Consider the following 22,439-nt stretch of genomic DNA (forward strand, 5'->3'; position numbering starts at 1 on the left):
GATCCGACCGAGGTTGAGATTCGAGGTGCTGACCCAGGTTGAGGTTCCGGAGGTTCCGACCCGACCCAGGTTGAGGTGCCCGACCCAGGTTGAGGTGCCCGACCCAGGTTGAGGTGCCCGAGGTGCCCGACCCAGGTTGAGGTGCCCGAGGTGCCCGACCCAGGTTGAGGTGCCAGAGGTGCCAGCGACGGAGCCGCAGCTACCCTGCAGCGCGCACACCCTCGCCCGCCACGGCCTGCGGCCGCCATTGCCCGACGTTGCCGGTGCGCTCGGCGAAGAACTCCCGCGTGCGCCGCCACGAGAGCTGCGCCGCGTCGGCGTGGTACGCTGGCCGCGTCTCGTTGAAGAACCCGTGGCGCGTCCCAGGGTACACGAACGAGATCAGCTCCCGCCCCGCAGCCCTGAACGCCTCCCCCACCGCTGGCGCCCTCGGGGTGATCGCCGGATCCTCCTCCGCATAATGCACCTGCAGCGGAAACCGCACGTTCTTCACCTGCTCGAGGGCCGGCGCCTGCCCATAGAACACCGCGCCAGCCGCGAGCGCCACGCCTGCGACCGCGAGCTGCCCCACGAGCCCTCCGCCCAGCGAGAACCCGACGGCGGCGACGCCCCCCGGCCGCACGTCCGACCTGCCGGCGAGGTGCGCCGCCGCCGCCCTCGCGTCGGGCAGGTACGTCGACGTGTCGCGGCTACCGAACCAGGCGAACACCTTCTTCAGCCGCTCCTGTTCGTTCGCCGGCAACCGGCCGACCACCTCGTCGCGGTCGGCCGCGCGGAGCAGGCTCACCCCCCGGGCCACCTCCGCCTCGGTGAAGGTCCGGTGCGTCGCGTCGTGCGAATACAGGTTCGGCGCAAACGCGAGGTACCCTTCCTGCGCGAAGCGCCTTGCCAGCTCGATCGTATGGACCGTGAGGCCCAGCCCCTCGTGGAGGATCAGCACCGCCGGCGCCGGCGAGCGCCCGCCCGACGCCGGGCGGACCTGCACCGCCTCCACCGGCCCGTGGGGCCCCTCGAACGACGTCCTCTCGACGCCTGCGCTCGCGGCGCTCATGCCTGCACCTCCGCCTCGGGCGCCTTGTCCTTGCGGGCGGGTTTTACCTTGCTCGGAGGTCGCTTCCCGAACGGCTCCCCGGCCACGATCTCGGAGCGGACCCCGTCGACCCCCACCGGGATGTCTCCGGTCAGCGTCACCCGGTAGAGGACGCGCTCGACGTCGAGGTGCCCGAGGTCCTGCGGCCCCAGGTGCGCCGTGGCCCGGTTGTCCCAGAACGCAATGCTGCCCGGCTCCCACCGGAACCGCACCGTGTACGCCGGGCGGCTGATCTGCTCGAAGAGCAGGTCGAGGATCGCGCTGCTCTCGCGCGGCGACAGCCCGACGATGTGGCTGGTGAAGCCCGGGCTGACGAACAGCGCCCGCTCGCCGGTCTCGGGGTGGACGCGCACCACCGGGTGGATCGAGATCAGCGGGTTCTCGCGCACCTTGCGCAGGTACGGGCTGTCCTGGTCCTGCGGCGCGAACCGCAGCCCGAAGCGGTGCTCCGCGCGCAGGCCATCGACGAGCGCGCGCAGCGGCGCGGACAGCCCTTCGTAGGCTGCCACGAGGTTCGTCCAGGTCGTGTCGCCGCCGTAGGGCGGCAGGATGTGCGCCCTCAGGATCGACGCCGCCGGCGGGTTCACGGCCGCGGTGACGTCGGTATGCCAGCGGTTCTCGTAGCTGAAGCGCCTGCCGTAGCGGCGATCGTAGCGGCGGCTGTCGATGGCGAGGATCTCCGGGTGCTCGTCGAACGGCTCGTCCTCGTGCGGATGGGCGTAGGTCACCTCGCCGAAGCGCGCGGCGAAGGCGATCTGCTCGGCGTGGTCGAGCGGCTGGTTCCGGAAGAAGACGACCTTCCACTTCAGCAGCGCCGCGCGGATGGCCGCCACGGCCTCGTCGGGCAGCGGCTTCGAGATGTCGGCGCCGTGGATCTCGGCGCCGATGTGCCCTGCGAGCGGCTTCACCTGGATGGCTTGATCGGATGCTCTCTGGCTCATGGGTCTCCTCCGCGTGGTCCCCCCGCCACGTCCTTCGTGACGGTCGGTATGCGGGCGCCGTGCCAGGGAGCGAGCGGCGCCGTGCGCGTGGGGACACACGAGGCGGGGCGAGCGTGCGGAGGTTCGTTTGGAGGGGACCGAGGTGGCCGGGGCATCGTGACGTCGCCGCCCGCGGCGAGCGCGTCGAACACCTTCGTCCTCTTCGCGAGTTCGCCGAAGTGCAAGCTTACCTCGGTGTTGCTCCCCTTCGCGGCCGGCGTGCCGGGCATCGTGTCGCTGACCAGGATGACGCCAGGACCGATGTGCAGCGTGGCGTGGATCCTCCGGTCCTTGCTCTCGGGAGATGCGTTGTCGCCCGGCACATCGCCGAAGCGCATCACGCCCTCTCACTTCGCCCCGAGCGCGCTCTCGTAGAGCTTGATGGCCCTCTCGGCGGCTCCGTCGAACATCAGACAGGGATCCAGGCGCTTGAACGACATGGGGGTGCTCCGTGCGGCCCAGGAGCGAGCGGCGTCGCTCCGGGAGCGATCTCGATGCGTCGACTCTTTGAGGAGCTCCAGGACCTCCGTCGTCGCGGAGATGACGCGGCTGACGAGCGGGAGGGGCGTCCCGGAGGCGTCAGTCCACTGCCGCCGTCACGATCCACGCGGCGCTGGCCATGCGCACGCCCCCGGGGCCGTCGTGCGGCGCGACCGCCTCGCGCACGGCGGCCCGCACGCGGTCGACGACCTCCGGCGTGGGGCTCGCCGCGCGCAGCGCCGCGGCCGACGGGCCCATCTGCAGGAGGAAGTCCACGGTCTCATCGAGCGACCTCCCGCCCGCCACGAGGAGCTCCCGATCGAGCGGCTCGTGATGGATCCGGACGAACCCCGCGCGCGACAGGATCTCCCGGACGCGCGCGGCGTCGGCGAACGCGAACGGGCCTGGCGCGTGCGGCTCGGCCTGCGGCATGGGGATGTGCCGGGCCGTCGCCATGGCCGGCACGTGCAACCAGGGGTTCTCCTGGAGCGGCCGCCAGCAGACGAACGCGAGCCGCGCGCCGCCCCGCAGCGCCCGCCGGAGGTTCGCGAAGGCCGCCTCGGGCTCGGTGAAGAACATGACGCCGAAGCGCGAGTAGAGGACATCGAACAGCCCGGGCAGCGCCGCGGTCTGCGCGTCCGCGTTCTCGAAGGCCACGCGCGCGGCGCCTGCCGCCCGCGCGTCCTGGCGCGCCCTCTCCAGCATCGGCGCGGAGATGTCGACGCCGAGCACGGAGCCGCCCGCGCCGACGCGCCGGGCAAGCTCGAGCGTGGTGTCGCCGAGCCCGCAGCCGACGTCGAGGACGCGCTCGCCCGCGGCGATCCCCGCGCGATCCATGGCGACGACGCCCAGCGGCCGGGTCGACGCCGAGATGGCATCGCCGAGGGCCACCCATTTCGGTCCGGCGACCTCGTTCCAGTAACGGATCTGCTCGGCGTTCGGTCCGGCAACCTCGATCATCGTTCGAGCTCCTTTCGATTTTCGGCTGGGTACGCGCGACCCGCTCGTGCAAACGGCGCGACGTCATTCGCTTCCCTGCGGCGCCACCACGATCTCCGTCCGCAGCCGGACGCCGCGCGCGCCCTCGGCGGTGCCCCTGAGGGGCGCGACGTCATCGTAGTCGCGTCCGTAGCCCAGCACGATGTGCCCGGGCGCGCCCAGGCGCCCGAGCGTCGGATCGAGGTCGTGCCAGCCGCCCGACGGCAACCACACCGACGCCCACGCGTGCGAGGCGCGCGCCGGCGCCGAGGCGGAGCCGGCCACGTAGCCGCTCGCATAACGCGCCGCGAGGCCCATCGATCGCAAGCACGCCACGGCGAGGTGCGCGAAGTCCTGGCAGACGCCGCGCCGGAGCTCGCAGAAGACGGCGATGCCGGTGTCCGCGGCGGTGACGCCCGGGGTAAAGGTGAAATCCCGTCGGATCTGGTCGACCAGCCCCTCCAGCGCGCCGCCGAGCGGGAGGCCTTCCCGGAAGCACCCCCGCGCGTAGTCCGCCATCGCGCCGCTCCGCGGCGCGCGCGCCGTGCCCTCCACGAGCGCGCGCAGCGCCGGGTCCTCCGCCGCGGCGGCCGCCGTGCGCGCCGCCACCGCCCGCCAGTCGTCCCCGAGATCGCCGGCGCCGCCCGCCGCCTCCTCGCAGAGGCGCACAACGCTGAGGGCCGTGACGTCGATCGCGCCGTAGCTCCCGCAGATCTCTATCCGCGCGCAGAGGTTGCCGAAGGCGTCCTCCTCGACCCGCCTCGAGCGCGGCAAGGGCCGCACCACGAGCTGGTGAAACTCGACCGCTTGATGCGGCAGCACGCGCGGGGTGAGGTGCGCCTCCAGCCGGCACGCGACCACGCCCTCGGCCCCGAGCTCGTACCGGCTGCGGTGAACCACGCGGTAACGACGCGCTGCCACGTGGACCCCCTCCGCCAGCCGCGCGGCCCCTCAGCCGCCCACCATCACCTTCGCCTGCGACGGCGCGACCTGCACGCCCATGGGCATGTTCGGGCTCTTTCCGTTCTGCGCCACCGCGCACGCGTGGAACACGACCGGATTGCCCTCGGCCTTCACCTTCGCCGAGAAGCTGCGGAACATCGCCTCGCCCTTGATCTTGCCGCTCACGACGCCGCCGGCAGCGCCCGCCTCGTCGCCGGTCGACATCGGGATCTCGCTCTGCTTCGTGAGCACCGGCTTGCCCTCCACCAGCACCTTCAGGGCGCAGGTGCTCGGGAGCGCCTGGTTGCACATCGCCACGTTCGGGTACGGCAGCGGCACCGGCGGACCAGGCGGCGCAGGGGTCTTGCACGTGTCCGGCATGGCCTGGCAGATCCCGGCCTGCGTCGTGGTCACAGGGAACATCGCCGCGCCCTCCTAACCCAGGTTGATCCGCTGGCCATCGATGCTCACGTCCTCGCGCGCGTCCACCGATACCTCGCGCCCGCGCAGCTCGATCACGTCCTCGACCAGCGCGCGCACCCGCCCGGCGCGGAGCTGGTGCAGCTCGCGCACCTCCTGGAAGAGATCCCCCGCCCGCGCGATCACCCGCCCGGCGATCGACTCGATCTTGCCCACGGTGGTGTGCGCCCGCTCCAGTACCGCGGTGAGCGCCCGCCCCTCATAGCGCGCCTCGGCGATGCGCACGTCGCCCCGCTCGGCGACGGCGGCGAGCGCCTCTCCGGCCACGGTGACGCGCCCGGGCGCGACCTGCACCGTCGCCCCGCGCTCGCCGGCGCGCGCGCTCAGGGTCGCGCCGCTCCGGCTCGCGATCGCGACCTCGCCGGCCGCCCAGCAGCGGATGGCGCCGCCCGCCACGAGATCGATGTCGCCCCCGGGCGCCGCGAGCGAGAGGCCGCCCGCCGCGACGAGGCTGCCCCGACCGGTCTCCGCGTCGTACTCGAAGAGCAGCCGGCCGGCCCGGTCGTGCACCGCGACGACCTCGTGGCCGTCGCGCTCGACGATCGACGCCGAGGCGCCTGCGCGCGCCACGATGCGCAGCGGGCGCTCCTCCAACGGCGCGCACGGCGCGCACGGCGCGCGCGGCGCGGCGTCGAGGAGCCCCTCGGGGCGCGCGTCGGAGGGCAGGGGCTCGACGGGGAGAGCAGGGAGGGCAGCGGTGGGCATGGCGGAGGTCCTCGGGTCGTGGCTTCGCGGCCGTCGTCGGCCGTTCATAACAGCGTGGGCGGGCGCCAGTCCTCGGCGCGGGCACGATCCGGATCGGTCCCGCGGGCGCCCTCGCGCTTCGCGCCGTCCCAGCGCGCGTGCGCGGTGGCCGCCCGGTGCAGGTTCACGCCGCGGCAATCGGCGCCCGACAGATCGGCGCCCGACAGGTCGGCGTGCGACAGGTCCGCGCCGACGAGCGAGGCGCCCTCGAGCCGCGCGCCGCTCAGATCCGCCTTGCGCGCCATCGCCTCGTCGAGCCGCGCGCCGCCGAGATCGGCGCGCGCGAGCGCGGCGCCGTCAAGGCACGCCCGGGAGAGATCCGCGCCTGCGAGCCGCGCGCCCCGGAGGCTGGCGCCGGTCAGGTTCGCGACCCCGAGGCGCGCCGAGACGAGCGAGGCGCCGCCCAGCTCGGCGCCGGCCAGGCTCGCTTGCGCCAGATCGGCCCCGTCGAGCCGCGCGTCCCGGAGGTCCGCGCGCGACAGGTCGCAGTCGCGGAGCACCGCGCCCGAGAGATCCATCCCGCCGAGCTTCGCCTCGACGAGCGAGCTCTTCGCGAGCCGCGCGCCTGCGAGCCGCACGCCCCGGAGATCGAGCCCGAGCAGCGAGGTCCCCTCGAGCGAGGCCCCCCCGAAATCCGCGCCGGAGAGGGCGGCGCCGGCGAGCTGCGCGCGCTTCAGCATGGCGCCGTGCAGGCGCGCGCCGGACAGGTTCGCGCCGCGGAGGCGCCCGCCCGCGACGCGCGCCTCGGAGAGATCGGCGCCGGCGAGGTCGGCGTCCGAGAGATCGACGCCGGTGAGCTCGGCCCGGGCGAGGCGGGCGCCCGAGAGGCGCGCGCGGCGCAGATCCGCGCCGTCGAGCGCGGCGTCCTGGAGCGACGCCTCGGCGAGATCGGCGCCCGTGAGCTCGGTCCCGCGCAGCGCGGCGGCCGCGAGCAGCGCGCCGCGCAGGCGGGCGCCGCGCAGGCGCGCGCCCGAGAGATCGCAGCCCGACAGGTTGGCGCCGGTGAGGTCGGCCCCCTCGAGGCCGGCGCCGTCGAGCCGGGCGCCGTCGAGGTTCGCGCGCTCGAGCACGGCGCCCTCGAGGTCGGCCCCGCTCAGCGTGGCGCCGGCGAGGCGCGCGCCGCGCAGCGAGGCGCCTCGCAGCGAGGCGCCGCCGAGCGCCGCGGACGGGAGCTGCGCGCCGTCGAGATCGGCCGCGTCGAGCTTGCAGCCGCGCAGGTCGAAGCCGGACAGGTCCGCGCCGGCGAGGTTCGCGCCCGTGAGGTCGCCGCCGGCGAGGTCGCGCGGGAGCGCCACGCCGCGGAGGTCCTGGTTCGGAACGCGGAGCCCGCGGACGAGGCGCGCGCGCGACAGGTCGAGCGCGCCGAGCGCGACGCCGATGAGCGTCACGGCGGCGAGCTCGGCGTCGATGAAGCTCGCGCCCGCGAGCGCGCAGCGGTCGAGCTCGACCTCGCGGAGCGTCGCGCCGTCGAGGCGCGCGCCGTCGAGGGCGCACTCCGCGAGCGCGGCGCCGGTCAGCGTCGCGGCCGAGAGATCGGCGCCGGCGAGGTCCACGCCCTCGAGCCGCGCGCCCGACAGATCGGCCCCGCGGAGCGACGCGCCGGCGAGCGACGTGGCCCCGGCGGCATACCCCGCGTACCCGGCGGCGCGCAGCGCCTCGAGGGACTCGGCGCCGAGGTCGCGATCGGCCTCGAGCGGCAGCGCCGCGGCCGCGGCGTCGCGGGTGAGCCGCGCGTGGCGCGCGAGCACCGCGCGCTCGAGCCGCGCGCCCGACAGATCGGCCCCGCGGAGCGTGACGGCCAGGAAGACGGCGCCGGCGAGCCGCGCGCCGGCGAGCCGCGCGTCGCTCAGGTCGACGCCGTTGAAGAGCACGCCCGAGAGATCGCGGCCCGCGAGGTCCACGCCGCGCAGGTCGAGGCCAACGATCATCGGCGGATCGAGCGGTCCGGCGTCGAGGCGCGCGAGGAGATCGTCCTTGTCCCGCGCGAAGCCCGCGGAGGTGGCGGCGGCGCCGGTCACGTCGCGCCTCGATCGCTCGTGAGCAGCGTGGACGCGAGCTGCGCGTCCTCCAGGTCGGCGCCCTCGAGCCGCGCCTGCCACAGGGCGGCCTCGTACAGCCCGGCGCCGCGCAGGTCGGCGCCGCGCAGGTCGGCGGCCTCGAGGCGAGCCCCGTGCAGGTTCGCCCGCTCGAGGCGGGCGCCGCCGAGCCGCGCCCGCGTCAGGTCGGCGCCCGCCAGGTCGGCGCCGCGCAGGTCGGCGCCGCCGAGCTCGGCCCGGCCGAGATCCGCGCGGCGCAGGCTCGACAGCGCGAGGTCCGCGCCCGTGAGGTCGGCGTGCATCCAGCGCGAGCCGTCGGCGCGGGCGCCGCGCGCCTGGGCGCGCGGCAGGCGGGTGTGCTCCGAGGCGCGCAGCCCGCGCAGGTCGGCGCCGCGCAGGTCGACCGCCTCGCCGTGCGCCCCCTCGAGGCTCGCGCCCTCGAGCGCCGCGCCGGCGAAGGACGCGCGGTCGAGCGCCGCGCGCGCGAGGCGGGCGCCGGCGAGCTGCGCGCCGTCGAGCCGCGCCCCGGTGAGGTCGGCCTCGAGGAACGAGGCGCCGGCCGCGGCCGCGCCGGTCAGGATGGCCCCGCGCAGCGCCGCGCGGTCGAGGCGCGCCTTGCCGAGCGCCGCGCCGGTCAGGTCGGCGCCCGCGAGGTCGGCGCCGGAGAGGTCGGCGTCGTTCAGCCTGGCCGCCGGGAGCCACGCGCCCGCCATCCTGGCGCGGGCGAGCGTCGCGCCGTCGAGGTCGGCCCCGGCGAGGCGGGCGCCGGTCAGGTCGGCGCCGACGAGCAGCGCGCGCGCGAGGCTCGCCTCGCTGAGGTCGAGCCCCGACAGGTCGAGCCCCGAGAGATCGGCGCCCGCCATGCTCTCGCGGATCGACAGGCAGAGCTCCACGCGCTCGCGCGTCCACGGCGCCGCGCGCTCCGTGGCTGCCCGGTCCCGCGCCTCGTCCTCGCGCTCCAGCGCGTCGAGCTGCGCCGGGTCGTGCCCCCCGGCCTCGAGCGCCTTCCTCATCTGCTCGCGGCTCTTCCGCTGGATCTCGTCGAGCTGCGCCGGGTCCCCGCCGAGCTTGCCCAGCCACGCCTCGAGCTCCGCGCCGGGCGGGCGCGGGCCATCGACCGACGCGCCGAGCGAGGCCACGAGCGCCGCGGGGGCGCCGCCCCGCTCGAGCGTCGCGCGGATCTGCGCGAGGAGCTCGGCGTCGTCGACGCCGGCCAGGGGAGACGCTCCGTCGTTGTCGTTGCCGGGCGGCGCCGCCGCGGCGGTCGCCTCCGCCGCGGCAGGGCGCGCCTCCAGCAGCGCGAGCGCGAGCCGCTCGCGGTAGCGCGCCGCCGCGACGCGGCCCTCGCCGAGCGGCTCGCTCTCGAGGAGCACGTGCCGCACCTCGGGGTGGTCCTCGGCGGAGACGGGCGCATGGCCGCGCCACACGAGGATGAGCGCCTCGGCTTCCATGTCGACCCGGACCGTGTCGAGGTGCAGCTGCACCTCGCGGAAGCGCTCCGCGCCGCCCGCGCGCTCGTCGAGGAAGCAGCGCATCCGGACGCCGGGGAGCCGCGCGCGGTACTCGCGCCGCGCGCGGTGCAGGTTGTGGCAGACGATGTCCTCGTCGCCGCGCGGGTACTCGACCTGGAGCGCCGGCACGGCCGCGTTGAAGTGGCTCCAGTCGAAATCGTCGGGGAAGAAGGGCCAGCGCTGCTTCAGCCAGCGCTCGTCGTAGGTGCCGAGCTTGCTCGCGCGCAGCGCCCAGGCGGCGGCGAGCGGCCCGAAGCCCGCGGGCGGCGGCCGCGCCGCGGGCGAGTCGACCGGCGCGCGCGGATCCTCGATGTTCGGCAGCGGCCGTCGCCGGAGATCGCGCTCGCCCGGGTCGAACACGCCGCGCCCAACCGGGTTGGCCGCGAAGCCCGGGCCCCCGAAGGCGCGGTCGAAGCCGAGCGGCATCTCGACGAACGGCTGCGGGTCGGTGCGCTTGCCGGCGGCCGGGTCGGTCCAGTACCGGTCGCCGGTCACCTGCAGCGCGAGCGACGCCTTGCCGACGGCGAAGCTCACCGGCAGGGAGCTCACGGGCCGGCGGCCGGGCGCGTGGGCCTTGCCGGTCAGCAGGAGATCCGCCTTCGGCTTGAAGGGGGCGAAGTCGGACGCCTGGAGAAGCGCCCCGCGCGGATCGTAGCCCTCGTGCACGTCGCCGAGCGGCGGCTCCGGGGCGTCGGCGGGGATCGCCGGCTCGCCGGGCACGAGGCGGTAGGTGCCCTTCGCGATCAGGCACAGGGCCCATTGCGGGGGCCGGATCTGCCAGGCTACCGCGGCGAACGTGGTGGGGGTGTGGTTGATGATCTTCATGGCAGCTCTCGACGCGGCCAGGCCGCGAGCCCGCGCGCCCGCCGGGCGGGCTCCTCCTAGAGCGCGTGGAAGTTGGCGCCCTGGATGAGGGCTCCCGCGGCGTCGATCTGGACCTGGTGGCCGCCGAACCTCAGGACGGAGGACGCGGCTGTGCTGCTCAGCTCCAGCTTGGCGGTCCCGGTTCCGGCGATCACGCTCGTCGCGTCGATCCTGAGGCTGCTGGGACCGCAGGCGAGCTCGATCGCGGCGGGCTCGATCTTGATGTACGCGCCGGCCAGCCCGCCGCAGCGCAGCAGGAGCTGGGTCGGCTCGATGATCAGCTCGGCGTCGTTCAGCGGGCTCGCGTGGGCGAGCTTGTGGACAAGGTACGTTCCGACGAGCGCCCCGAGCGTCGCGATGCCCCACGTCGCGCCCGTGAGCCCGCTGCCCTTCTCGAGATCGTCCTTGCCCGCGGAGGCGCCGAGCGGGCCCGCCACCGCGCCCAGGGCGCCCGCGACCACGGCGGCTGCCCACGGCTTCGCGGCCTCGACCGTCGGGGCGTCGGTGCTCCGCACGCGCAGGTGCACCTTGGAGCGCGCCTTGATGTCTTGCTCGTCGGCCGTGGTGAGCTTCTTCGTGCTGCCGAACTCGAGCACCGGGCCGTACGCGATGTTGCAGCTCATCCCGGCCGTGATCCCCGTGCTGAGCCCGAGGAAGACGTTGCCGTTCACGCCCGCCGCGAGGCTGTAGTTCCCGCCGAGGCTCGCCCCGAAGTTGACGCCGGTGAAGAAATTCGAGTTGTCGCCGTACGTGAGGTTGACCGTCGAGACGTGGCTGCGCGTCGTCTTTCGCCAGCCCTGCCAGTCCTTGCTGAACGTCATCGAGTAGAAGTCCACGTCGAAGATGCCGAGCGTCCGGTTCGGGATGACGAGCCGGTAGTTCCCCAGGACGACGTCGGTGCGGTTGCCCGTGGTGACCGACTGGTAGTCCCCCTGGGTCACGACCGTGCGGTTGCCGTCCGTGTGATCGTAGACCCCGTCGCTCGCCGCCCAGCCGAAGTGCGCCGCTTTCCCCTTGTCGCTTTCGTCCGAGCTCGTGTCGTAGCCGTTGTCGAGGCTCGACCACGTCCAGCCGCTGTCGCCGAACCCCGCGGTCGGATCGAGCCGCGCGGACTCGGTGAACGTCCCGGCCGACGCGGTCGCCCGCTCGCCGTAGCGCAGGTAGCTGTACTTCCCGTCGCTGTGGGGGACCGCGATGCGGATCCAGTCCTCCGCGCTGCTCGCGGTGGTCGTCATGTCGTCCTGGCCGAGCTGCTGCTCCGTCGGCAGCGCGCCCTCGGCGCCGGCGCGCGTCGCGGGCCCGCCGCGCGCGCGCCCGAAGCCGCCTCCCATCTCGACCATCGCCCCGTTCGGCATCCGGATGCGGCCGCGCCCCTCGTCGGCGCTCGTGACCACGCGGCTCTTCGCGTTGGGCACGACGCCGGTGATCACCGGCCGCTCGGGGTCTCCGCCGACGCCGGTCCACAGCACCTCGGCGCCCTTGCGCAACGTGAAGTGCATGCCCTCGTCGGCCCCGCCGTAGGGCGTCGCCAGGCGCATCGGCACCGAGCCCTGCGCCTCGGCCGCGCCGCTCAGATCGAACGGCATCACCACGCGGTAGCGCCCCTCGGCGTCGACCGCGGCGACGCCCTCCGGGCCGCGCGCGTCGACGTGGGCGACCATCGCGCCCTCGAGGCGCGGCCTCGGCGTGGCGCGCGGCGGGCGGTAGCGCGTCGAGGCCGGGATGGCCTCGAACTCGCAAGCATAGCGCGGCCCGTCGCCCGCCCCGGCGCGGTGCACGGCGCGCGTCACCAGGTAATCGCGGTTCCAGTCGGCCCGGAAATGGCCGGAGAGCCCGAGGCGCTCGCCCGCGGCGAGCGGCGCGCCGATCGCGCCGTCGTACACGGTCGCGCGGCAGCGCAGCTCCTCGGCGCGCACGGCGGCGATCGCGGCGCCCTCCTCGGGCGCCGCGAACGAGCCGCCCTCGTCGACGAGCAGCCCGAAGCCGCGCGCGTCGACCTCGGCCTCGGCCTCCAGCGGCACCTCGGGCGTGCGCTCGTTGTAGTCGAGCAGCACGAGCGCGCGCGGCGACATCCGGCGCCGGCAGCGCAGCGCGCGCACCCCTCCGGCCTCCCCCATCGCGGCCTCGACCGCGCCCCGGAAGCCGTCCGGGTGGTCGCAGAGGACGAGCCGCTCCGTCCCCCCGCGCGGCTCGATGAAGTAGCTGACGCCCGCCTGCTCCAGCTGCCGCGACACGAAGTCGAGCGCGCTCTCCTGGTACTGCACGGCGTGCTCGCGCGGCGGATACGCCCGCTCGAGCCGCCGCTCCACCTCGATCCCGAGGCCGCTCCCGGCGATCACCGCCTCCACCAGGTCCGGCACGCTGAGCCGCTGGTAGAAGCGCGTCTGCCGCGCGAGGCCGAGCAGGGCGAGGCGCGGCACGAGCACGACCCGGTAGGCGTACCGATCGCCGCCGAGCGCGCCGCCCTGCTCCACCTCGGCCACGACCCCCGGGACCGCGCGGCCGGCGAGATCGAGCTCCCCGGCCGCGCCGACGAGGTCGTCGAGCGGCAGCGCGGGATCGGGCGACGCGAGATCGATCTCGAAGCGGTACGGGCGCGACAGCGCCTCCTCGCCGCGGAGCCCCAGCACCGTGAACGCCCCGGCCGGGGCGGCCTCGGAGCGGAAGTGGATCCCGACCGTCGTGGGCTTCGTCATCGCTTCTCCGAGATCTCGAGCATGGCGCCGGACGCCGTGGTGATGCGGCTCTGGTTGGCGTTGCGGGCCGTCACGGGCGACGGCGCGAGCGGGTTGAACATGGCCCCGAGGATCACCGGGCGATCCGGGTCGCCGTTGGCGAACGCCACGAGGACCTCGGTGCCCGGGCGCAGCGGGAAGTGCATCCCGTGGCCCACGCCGCTGAAGGGCTGCGCCATCCGGACCGGGCGCGAGGCCTTCTGCTCGCCCGGCTCCGCCGTGTCGAAGTGGAGCTGGACCGTGTAGCGCCCCTCGGCGTCGAGCTGAGCGACGCCGTTCGTCTTCCCCCCGTGCCCCGGCTGCACGATCCCCGTCACGACGCCGGAGATGCGCGGCCTCGGCGTCCGGCGCGGCGGCCGGTAGGCGACGCGCGCCGGGATGGCGCGGAATGCGTTCCTGTACAACGGGCTCTGCTCGCCGGCGTCCTTGAACGCGGGGAACCTCGCCTCGTGCTCCACCTCGACGAGGAGCAGCTCCTCGGGCTCCGGGAAGCGCGGGTGCTCGATCAGGGTCACGCGCCGCCCGGCGGACAGCGCCGCGCGGCTGGCCTTGCCCTCGTACACGCGCTGCCGCGACAGCCGCTCGTCCGCCCGGATCTGCGCCAGCTTCCCGGCCTCCTCGGGCGTCTTGACGTGGCTGCCGTACTCGACGACGCCGCCGCCGTCGCCCGAGCCCAGGCTGGCGTAGGCCGTCAGGTCGAGCTGCGGTGCGCGGTAGTTGTAGTCCTGCACGACGTAGCTGGTGGGCACCAGGTCGGTCGTCACCTCGAGGGCGAAGATGCCCGAGGCCTCCCCGCGAGCGCGGAAGGGCACCGTCTCCGCGCCCGAGGCGGGGCGGAAGCCGGACGGGTGGTCGGTGAAGACCATCCTGTCGCGGCCGCCCTCGTGCTCGAAGAAGAAGCTGATGCCGACGTGCTCGGCCAGGCGGCTGATGAACGCGAGATCGCTCTCGCCGTACTGCACGACGAACTCGCGCTCGGGATAGCTCTCGAGCAGCCGCAGCTCGACGTCCTCGGAGCCCAGGCCGTGCCGCTCGAGCTTGCTCCGGAGGATGTCGGGAACGCTGCGGTCCAGGTAGATCTCCTGCGTCTCGACGAGGGTGAGCCGGAACGCGCGCGGCACGAGGCGCAGGCGGCAGGTGGCGCGCTCGGCCAGCGGCTCCAGGCGGTCCCGGATCGGGCCGAGCATGCCCGAGACGCGGCGGATCTCCTCACCGTCGGCCTCGAAGACCAGGCTGATCTCGGCGCCGGGCGCGGCGTCGGCCGGGAGCTCGCGGCCCTCGTCGATCACGACGTCGAGGTCGAACGAGAAGAGCTGCGAGATCGCCTCTCGCCCGGAGAGCTCGCGGACCTGCACGTGGTCCCACGGCCCTCGCGCTGACTCGATGCGAACGCTCAACGTCCCGGAGGCTTCCTTCATCGCTCGTTCTCCGATTCCGCCGCGGCCTTCCCTGGGGCACCGGAAAGGTGGAGAGGCCGCGTGGGCGTGCGCGCCGCGGGGGCGCCGGGATGGCCGCATGAGGGCTGCTGGCACCCTGCGCCACCGGGGCTCGCTCTTCGGGGTCTCACGGGCATCGGAGCGTCAGCCTCGCCCCTTGCCGGTGCCGTACAGGAGCGCCCGCACATCGAGCTTCGCGGGGCGCTTCGGCGCTCCGGGCGGCGGCGGCTCCGGGGGCGGCGGTTCGGGAGGCGGCGTCGCCCAGGCGAAGGCGCCCCCCGCGGCCGCGGGGCTCGCCGGCTCCGGCGTGGAGACCGCGGGCGCGGCCGCGCTGGCGGCGGGAGCGCTCGGCTCGGCCGGCGGCGCGCGTGGTGGCTCGGCCGGCGGCGCGCGTGGCGGCTCGGCCGTGAAGGGAGTCGCCGGCTGGCGCGCCGCGTGGCTGTCGACGTCCTTCGGCATCTGCATCGTCCCCGACCTGGCGAGCGGAGCCTCCGGTGGCGATGGCGCGGGCCGTTTCGGCGACGACGGCGAGGCGCCTGCGGGGGCCGGACGAAACGGCAGCGTCGCTGGGACCGCGAGCGCCCTGTTCGGCGCGATGTCCAGCGTCCCGCTGGGACTCATGCTCGCCGCGGCGGACAGCGCGACGGTCGACTCGAGGGCGGCGTCGTCCTCGTCGCCCGCCGCGCCCGCGCGGGGCGCCGTCGCTCCGGCCCTGCTGACCGCGGCGCCCGGAGCGGGCCACGCGATCGGCTCGCCCGGGAGCTCGACGCCGGCGAAAATGCGCATGCGCGGGAGCACGTCCTCCGAGGGCACGGGGAAGCTGCCGCGCCACGTCACCGTGCAGCGCTGCTCGTCGCCGTCGATACGCAGCACGTCGGCGCTCAGCGGGAGCTCCTGGTGCTCGGCGAGGCCGAGGCCCGCAAGGCCGTGGATGCGCGCGAAGCCGCGCGCGCCGGGCAGGCGCATGCGCATGCGCGCCGCGCTCGGGTGCAGGCCGTCCATCACGATCCACTCGTCGCCGCGCAGGAAATGCGTGCGCTGATCCGGCGGCGCCGCCTGGAAGTAGTCCCAGCTGAGCTCGTCCGGGATCTCGCGGATACCGCGCTCCAGCAGGGCGCGCGGGGTCGCCCCGAGGAGCCGCCGGCGGGCGGGGCTGACCTTCGAGATCGGGCCGAAGCCAGCCACGCGCCTCGCGTCGGCCGGATCGAGGATGTTCGGCTCGCCCGAGCCCTGCGGATGGCCCTCTCCGAACGGGTTGTCCGGGAAGCCGATCCCGCCAAAAGCATGCTCGTAATCGATGGGGAGCCGCACGAAGCCGCCCCGCTTACGGACCATCAGCGTCTTGTCCAGCAGCGTCCAGCTGCCCGAGAAGAGTCCGAGCCGAACATGCGCCGCCTCGACGGGGCGGCCGTGCGGCGCGTGCGCATGGCCCGTGAAGAGCACGTCGGCCTTGAGCAGGCGAGGAACCAGATCGGTCGTGAACCGGATGCTCCGCGAGGGGAGCCCGCCGTGGTGGACCTCCTCCCCAATGATCTCCTGCGGGGCGATGCGCTGCATCATCGTGTCGCTGGCGAACCCGAAGGTGGCTTTCACCATCGCGGTCACCCAGAGCTTGCCCTTGAACCTCCATGCCATGGCGGCGGCGGTCGCAGCGCCGACCGGCGTCGCGCTCACATGCGGAGGGCTGCTCGTCGCCATGGATCCACCAGCGATGAGACCCGCCCTCCGACGCTGCTGTCAAGCCGTTGTGGCCGTCACGCGGCGCAGCGATCACCGGTTCAATCGGCGAGAGGATCGCCCCGCTCCGCTTCTGGCGAGCGCGTCCTCGAGCGATCTCTGCGCGGGCCGATCGAGCTCGACCCTCCCTCTTTCGGCGAGCATCGCAATCTCCCAGCAGCTCATGGCCGAGACGCCGAGCCTATCCGCACCATCGACGGCCACGGCTGCCTGCTCGGAGAGGCGATCTGGGGACGCGACGAGCCAGAGCCAGGCGTGCGTCTCCAGCACGATCACGGCTTGAAGCTCTCCTCGTCGCACGTCCGCCCATCGGCATTCTCTGCGGGAGATTCGATGTCATCGACGCACCGAGCGGAGCCTGCTCGCGCTCACCCGTCGAGCTCATCGCGGATTCAGGCGTCGAGCGCAGGGACGCCACGCTCCGTCAACCCCTCATGGGCTGCGGCATCCCAGCACATTTCTGCGTGGCAGCGGGTATTGACTCCGTGGCTCGTTGGGCGACCATCGCCTCATGGCGCGCACAGCTCCGGTTCCGAACATCCCCGCGATCCCTGGGATGAACCCGGGTGTCTTCATCCTCGGCGGCGGCGGCGCCGGCGGTGGCAGCGGCGGGCGGGGCGGCAACGGCGCCGGCGGCGATCAGGGCGCGGGCGGCAAGAACGGCGGCAACGGCGCCCAGGGCGGCGGCCGCAACGCTGGCAGCTGCGGTCAGGGCAGCGGCGGCGGCTGTCCCAACCCGACGCATGGGGGCGGTGGGGGAACGCACGCGGGGCACCCCATCGATCCGGTGACGGGCCGCGTCTACACCCTCGCCGTCACCGACATGGCGCTGCCAGGAGCGTTCCCGCTCGTGATCGAGCGCGCCTATAACTCTGCGCAGCGCGACCTCGATTACGGCCTTGGCTATGGCTGGAACCATTCGCTCGGCTGGCGCGTCATCGAGCTCCGCCGCCGCAGGGTGCGCGTCGTCACCGCGACGGCGCTCGCGTGCGAGGGCCGCTGCCCCGAGGAGGGAGAGACAGTGAAGCTCCCCGTCGGCTTGCTGACGCGCACCCGCGACGGTTATCTCCTCAAGGCGGACGACGGGATCACGCGGGTCTTCGAGGACGTCTTTGCCATCGACAACGAGTTCCGCCTCAGCGCGCTCCTCGATCACAACGGCAACCAGGCCCGGCTCTTCTACGAAAACGGAACCGGCCCGCTCCAGTTCGTGAACGACAGCGTGGGCCGCCTGCTCCGCGTGCGGCGGCACCGCGACGGCCGCATCGCCGCGTTCGAGGTGAAGAACGCGTCCTCGAGAGGCGCCTGGACGTCCTTCCGCACGTACGAATACGATGAACGCGGAGATCTCGTGGTCGCGCGCGATGCCCTGGGGCACGCGATGACCTTCGCGTACGACGCAGACCATCGGCTCGTGCTGGAGCGCTGGCCCACGGGCCTCGAGGTGCATTACGGCTACGATGACCGCGGCCGCTGCGTGGAGACGTGGAGCAATGATCCCAAGGAACGCGCGCTCCTGGCCGAGGGCGTGCCCGAGGTGCTGGCGGACGGAAGTCGCGCGAAGGGGTTTCTGCACGCGAAGGTCGAGTACTGCGGGGACGAGAACAACGTCATCACCTCGCGCGCCCTGCGGAGGATCGGGGTCAACGCTTTCGGAAAGGCGGACCGGATCGTCTGGGCGGGGCAGGTGCACGAGAATGTGTTCGACGATGCAGGCGAGCTGGTGGGGTATCGCGACGGCCTCAGGCGCATATGGCGGATGGGTGAGGCCGACGGCGTGTACCGCGTTGTCGACCCGCTCGCTCATGTGACGGAGTACCGGTACGATGATCGCGGCAACGTCGTGACCACGCGCGGTCCTGAGGGCCTGGAGACGCAGCACGCGCGCGATCTGAACGGCAACCTGATCTACCTCTCCGACGCGATGGGGCTCGTCGCCAGCTTCCGGTACGACGAGCGCGGCTGCCTTGTCCAGGCCGAGACCGCTGACGGCGGCAAGACGGCGATGACGTACGACGCGCTCTGCAACCGCGTCGGGATCGTCGAGCCGGACGGCGGCGCGCGGGCGCTCCGCTACGATTTCCTCGGGCGACTCGTGGAGATGCGGGACGAGAAGGGCGGGGTCCACCGCTGGATCTACGACGCGATGGGGCGCGTGGTCGAGCACCGCTCGCCGCTGGGCGCTCGCACGGTCACGACCTACGACGAGGCCGGCCGCTTCGCCGGCGAGCGCGACGCGGATGGCCGCTGGTTCCGGTTGATCTACGCGGGCCTCCGCGAGGTGATCGCGGTCGAGCGGAGCGACGGCACGCGCGTCTCGTACGCCTACGATCGAGAGCTCGACATGGTGCGCATCGTCAACGAGGAAGGCGACGTGCACACCATCGAGCGGGACCTCGAGGGTCGGATCCTCTCCGAGCGCACCTTCGACGGTCGCCTGCTGCGGTACAGGAACGACCAGGCCGGGCGGCTGTCGAGGATCACCTTCGACGACGGCGAATTCGTCGAGCTCGCCTACGACGACCTCGATCGGCTGATCGCGCGCACCTTCTCGGACGACACATCCCACAGGCTGGAGTACGACGAGCGCGGGCGCCTCCTGAGCTTCGAGACGGAGGCCGTCAGCACTCTCTATACGTACGACGAGCGAGGGCGTTGCATCCGCGAGGACACGGAGCGGAAGGACGACCCCTCGTCCGTGACATCGCTCCGGCACGTCTACGACGCCGGCCTGCATCGCTCGAAGGTGGAAGTGCTCGGCGCTTTCGCGATCGCCGCCCCGCGCGACGCCGTCGGGCGATGCGCCGCGCTCGTCGTCTCGGATCTTTCGGGTACCCGGGGTGCGGACCAGCCGATCGCGAGGTTCGCGTACGACCCGACGGACGGCGAGACGGGGCGCTTCTTCGCCGGCGGTGGCCGTATCGAGCTCACGAGGGACGCGCACGGCAACGTCCTCCGCTCGGCGGTCTTCGGCGGCAGCACCGCCGTCATCCGCCCGGGCGAGCCCATGTGGGTCGGCGGCCTGGGCGGCCCGGAGACCCTGCGGTTCGACTACCGATGGTCGCCTGCCGACGAGCTCCAGGTGCTCGCCGATCGCGATCGTGGGGCGCAGTCTTTCCTGTACGACGCGCGCGGCCGGATCGCGCAGAAGCAGCATGAGGGGCGGGCCAGGACCGAGGACTACGTGCTCTCGCCGCGAGGCGACGTGCGCTGGATCGACGGCCGCGCGCAGTCCCACCTCAGCGGCGGCCGGCTCGTGACCACCAACGGCGCGGCCCTCACGTACGACGCGCGCGGCCGGCTCGTGAAGAAGGTCGAGGGCACCGCGGTGACCACCTACGCATGGGGCGCGCTCGGCTTGGTCTCGGGCATGACGCTGCCCGACGGCACGCGCCTCGAGTTCGTCTACGATGGGTTCGCGCGGCGGATCGAGAAGCGCGTGCTGCGTCGGGACGCGGCGATGGTACGGCACCGCTACCGCTGGGATGGCGAGGACCTCGTGGAGGAGATGGTGGAGCGCCAGGCGAGCGCCACAGGCACATCCACGCCGTTCGCGCTGGTGGAGCGACGGCGCTACGCGTACTCGCCGGGCTCGCCGGCGCCGGTCGCGCAGGCGATCGACTCCGAGGCGGGCCCGGGCGCCTGGAAGTACTTCGTGCACCGGGACGGGGCGCCTGTGCCGCTCGGGCTCGTCAATGGTGACGGGAGCGTCGACCAGGTCTTCGAGACCGACGCGTACGGTCGGGTCATCGCGGGCGACGCTGCTGCCACGCTGGTCCGGTTCCCGGGGCACTGGTACGAGCCGGAGACGGGGCTCCACTACAACCGGTGGCGGTACTTCGAGCCGGCGAGCGCGACGTACCTGAGCCCGGAGCCGCTGGGGCTCGAAGGGGGGCTCGAAGCGTACGGGTATGTGAGCGGGAGGCCGCTCGCGCTGGTCGACCTCGATGGGCTGATGGGCTCCGACCTCAGCACCCGGCGCCTTCCGCGATCTCAAGGAGGCGGCACGCGGGAGTTCACCGGACAGTCAGCTCGCTACCGCAACCCTACGGGCCAGGGGCCGCTGTACGATCTGCATCCTGCCGTCGCCGCCGCGCTCCCTCAAGACTCCGGGCGCGGCCAGGGCAGGGATCCGTCCTGGTGCTCCGAGCCGCATGCGATTAGCAACTATCTCCGTGACTACGAAGATCGAAATGGGGTGAGATGCGATCCGGGTACACCGGAAGGCCAGCGGCACCTTCGCCGCGCCTTGCGTCGCATGGGACCGATCGGAAGCACCGATGTGAATGAAACCGCATGCGCGCCGTGTCCGAACTGCTCGCAGACCTTGGCTCGTTTGCATGCGCTGGCGGGCACAGGCCAGCAGCCCGAGACGATCCCCGCGTCACCCCCGAGAGGCGGACCGCCCCTCAACTTCAGGCCCGCAGGGGCGGGGGCACCGCTGGATCGCGCGCGGCAACAGGCCGCCCAGGGAAACACAGCGCCCCTGGACGACGCTCGCCGGGCCAACGCGACGCGGTACCGAGCGCAGCTCGAGGCTGAGCGGGCAGCAGGGCGCAATAATTTATCAAATGCGGAGATTCAGCGCCGCACCAATCGCGTGACCGGAATGACTCCGGGCGTCTTCGGAGGCACCGGTGAGAACAACGATTGGGGGCCGACGTGAAAACTCGATTCAGCCATCCCCTTCTTGGAACCATCGAGAAAGGTACGTTCGGCCCCCAGCTCCGATCCATCTGCGGCGCCAAGCAGCTCACGGCCTCCCTGGCGCAGCTGAATGAGGTGGCAGAAAGGCTCGAACCGTGGCGTTTGCCGAAGTTCGAGCTGCGCGCGCGTGTCGATCTCGGGAACTTCTATCCCAACACGGGACCGGTAACCGCTCTCGACAAGACGAGCGCTCTCGTCAAGGGCGTTGCTCACCGGATCGGCCAGGCGAGTCGTTCGTCTCGTATGCACGGCTTCGTATGGCATGTCTGCGACGGGGTGCTTGCCTTGCGCGACGACGTGTTCTTGCGGGTGCTGGGCTCTACGGCGGCCAGCCTGCGGCCCTGGGTCGAAGAGTGTGCGGCCCTGCGGTTACAGTGCGTCTTTCCGGTGGTGCGAGCGGCCGGCGAGTCGCCTATCGCTCCGGCGTCTGGCTGGATCGAGTTTCGCGACGATCTCGTCGATGCGACCGGGCGAGCAGCCCTGGACAACGAATTCTGGCATCTGGACCTCCCGCTTGCGGCGCCAGATAAGCGATTTCGGCAGAGCGTGGTCGGGTTTCTCTGCGCAACCGTAGATCCAGCGTCGAGGACGCTTCCGTTGTCACCCCGCGTGAGAGAGGCGGCATCGCGTTGGCTGTGCCGGCTGCACGATTCCGGAGATCCCTCGCGGCTCGCCTCGTGGGTGCTGGAGAATGGTGCCAGCGAGGCGCTCGCCAGGGCGGCAGAAGACGCCGAGAGTTCGTTTGGCGGTCTGCGCAGCGTCGATCGGATCCAGCGATTCGGCGGGGTCCTGATGCTCGATCGTGCCCTCTCCGAGGGGAGCGTCGCGGAGTGGCCTATTCAGCAGACCCCCGGCGGCCCTGCGATTCTCCTGAGCCAGGATGACCTCGACAACCAGGATACGCTCGCTTGTATGACGGAGGATGGTAGTATGTGGGCATACGATTTTAGCTGGGGCGAGTGGGAGCGCACGAGCGACTCCGTGCGCACGTTCGTCGCCCGCATTGCGCTGTGGGGACACCCCAAAGAAGTGCCGACCCTTATCGCGCTGTCGCCGCTCGGCCGTGAGCTCTCCCGAGCGCTCGGCCTGAGCGAGGTCGAAGAGGCTAGCGACTCCATCGGCACGTTCTACGCGGGCGACGCGGCGCTGGTGTTCGAGCGGAGGCGACCCGACCGAACCGTGACGCGTATGCGCGGGCTGCGCCCTGAGGCAGTGCTTGCCTGGGACGAACTCACCTCGTCTGCCTGAGATGCCACGGTCCATGAACGCGAACTGCTCGCAGAAGCTGGCTCGCACGCACTGGTGGGCACGGGCCAGCTGAGTGGGAAGATTCCCAAGTCGTCCCCGAATGGCGGACCCGCGCATCGGCTTCAGGTCCGCAGCGACGGGGACTCTCCTGGCTCCTGTGCGGCAACAGGCTACCCGGGGAGGGCGCAGCAGCCCCGGACGACGGTCGTCGGGCCAACGCTACGTGGTATTCACAGTAGATCGAGGAGACTGTGACCTCATCGCAGACGCTACAAACGCTTGATCTCCCTGCGCTCCCTGGCGTCCCATCCAGGGACCGCGAGCGGCTGCGTTCTCGCTTCGCGGGCTGGGAGGACAGCTACCTCGCCTGCACGGGCGCCCCCACCGTCGCTCGCGATGAGATCCTCGACGCCGTTCGCGCGCGCGGTGGTGATGTGCCCTCTGCTCCGGAGACGTGTGGTTCATTCAGAT

15 protein-coding genes are annotated in these 22,439 nt (G+C 73.1%); 2 read left to right on the plus strand and 13 right to left on the minus strand.

Features of this window, described 5'->3' with window-relative positions; genetic code table 11:
- Window positions 1–199: 199 nt before the first annotated feature.
- The 13 genes from WMF11_RS00580 to WMF11_RS00640 all read right to left on the minus strand — a co-directional run bounded on the left by WMF11_RS00580 (window position 200) and on the right by WMF11_RS00640 (window position 16,313).
- Window positions 200–1,051 carry a dienelactone hydrolase family protein gene (locus WMF11_RS00580; protein WP_437906450.1) on the minus strand — a complete coding sequence of 284 codons (852 nt, stop codon included), beginning with the start codon at window positions 1,049–1,051 and terminating at the stop codon, window positions 200–202.
- On the minus strand, window positions 1,048–2,031 hold the full coding sequence (locus WMF11_RS00585; RefSeq protein WP_437906451.1) for a TauD/TfdA dioxygenase family protein: 984 nt from the start codon (window positions 2,029–2,031) through the stop codon (window positions 1,048–1,050). Before WMF11_RS00585 ends, WMF11_RS00580 begins: the two co-directional genes overlap by 4 nt.
- Complete coding sequence (locus WMF11_RS00590; RefSeq protein ID WP_437906452.1) at window positions 2,028–2,408, minus strand: VOC family protein; 381 nt, start codon at window positions 2,406–2,408, stop codon at window positions 2,028–2,030. Before WMF11_RS00590 ends, WMF11_RS00585 begins: the two co-directional genes overlap by 4 nt.
- Window positions 2,409–2,649: 241 nt before the next feature.
- Complete coding sequence (locus WMF11_RS00595) at window positions 2,650–3,510, minus strand: class I SAM-dependent methyltransferase (RefSeq protein ID WP_437976055.1); 861 nt, start codon at window positions 3,508–3,510, stop codon at window positions 2,650–2,652.
- A 63-nt stretch (window positions 3,511–3,573) separates the two neighbouring features.
- On the minus strand, window positions 3,574–4,449 hold the full coding sequence (locus tag WMF11_RS00600; protein ID WP_437906453.1) for a transglutaminase family protein: 876 nt from the start codon (window positions 4,447–4,449) through the stop codon (window positions 3,574–3,576).
- A 30-nt stretch (window positions 4,450–4,479) separates the two neighbouring features.
- Window positions 4,480–4,893: a DUF4150 domain-containing protein gene (locus tag WMF11_RS00605; RefSeq protein ID WP_437297167.1), complete on the minus strand. Its 414-nt coding sequence runs from the start codon at window positions 4,891–4,893 to the stop codon at window positions 4,480–4,482.
- 12 nt (window positions 4,894–4,905) lie between these two features.
- Window positions 4,906–5,655 carry a DUF3540 domain-containing protein gene (locus WMF11_RS00610; protein ID WP_437976056.1) on the minus strand — a complete coding sequence of 250 codons (750 nt, stop codon included), beginning with the start codon at window positions 5,653–5,655 and terminating at the stop codon, window positions 4,906–4,908.
- A gap of 44 nt (window positions 5,656–5,699) precedes the next feature.
- Window positions 5,700–7,712, minus strand: coding sequence for a pentapeptide repeat-containing protein (locus tag WMF11_RS00615; protein ID WP_437976057.1), 2,013 nt, complete (start codon window positions 7,710–7,712; stop codon window positions 5,700–5,702).
- A complete protein-coding gene (locus WMF11_RS00620) occupies window positions 7,709–10,066 on the minus strand; it encodes a DUF2169 family type VI secretion system accessory protein (protein ID WP_437976058.1) in 2,358 nt (785 codons plus the stop codon). Before WMF11_RS00620 ends, WMF11_RS00615 begins: the two co-directional genes overlap by 4 nt.
- A gap of 56 nt (window positions 10,067–10,122) precedes the next feature.
- On the minus strand, window positions 10,123–12,801 hold the full coding sequence (locus WMF11_RS00625) for a type VI secretion system Vgr family protein (RefSeq protein WP_437976059.1): 2,679 nt from the start codon (window positions 12,799–12,801) through the stop codon (window positions 10,123–10,125).
- Entirely contained in the window at window positions 12,798–14,258 is a 1,461-nt protein-coding gene (locus WMF11_RS00630) for a type VI secretion system Vgr family protein (protein WP_437976060.1), read from the minus strand. The genes WMF11_RS00625 and WMF11_RS00630 overlap by 4 nt, the downstream gene beginning before the upstream one ends.
- 162 nt (window positions 14,259–14,420) lie before the next feature.
- Entirely contained in the window at window positions 14,421–15,974 is a 1,554-nt protein-coding gene (locus WMF11_RS00635) for a DUF2169 domain-containing protein (protein WP_437976061.1), read from the minus strand.
- 72 nt (window positions 15,975–16,046) lie between these two features.
- Window positions 16,047–16,313: a type II toxin-antitoxin system VapC family toxin gene (locus WMF11_RS00640; protein ID WP_437976062.1), complete on the minus strand. Its 267-nt coding sequence runs from the start codon at window positions 16,311–16,313 to the stop codon at window positions 16,047–16,049.
- 211 nt (window positions 16,314–16,524) lie between these two features.
- Between WMF11_RS00640 and WMF11_RS00645 the strand changes: the two genes are divergently transcribed.
- Complete coding sequence (locus WMF11_RS00645; protein WP_437976063.1) at window positions 16,525–20,679, plus strand: YwqJ-related putative deaminase; 4,155 nt, start codon at window positions 16,525–16,527, stop codon at window positions 20,677–20,679.
- On the plus strand, window positions 20,676–21,968 hold the full coding sequence (locus WMF11_RS00650; RefSeq protein ID WP_437906463.1) for a hypothetical protein: 1,293 nt from the start codon (window positions 20,676–20,678) through the stop codon (window positions 21,966–21,968). Before WMF11_RS00645 ends, WMF11_RS00650 begins: the two co-directional genes overlap by 4 nt.
- Window positions 21,969–22,439: the final 471 nt, after the last annotated feature.

Source organism: Sorangium sp. So ce295 (genome assembly GCF_051527405.1).
In the GTDB taxonomy this organism is placed as follows: domain Bacteria; phylum Myxococcota_A; class Polyangia; order Polyangiales; family Polyangiaceae; genus Sorangium; species Sorangium cellulosum_B.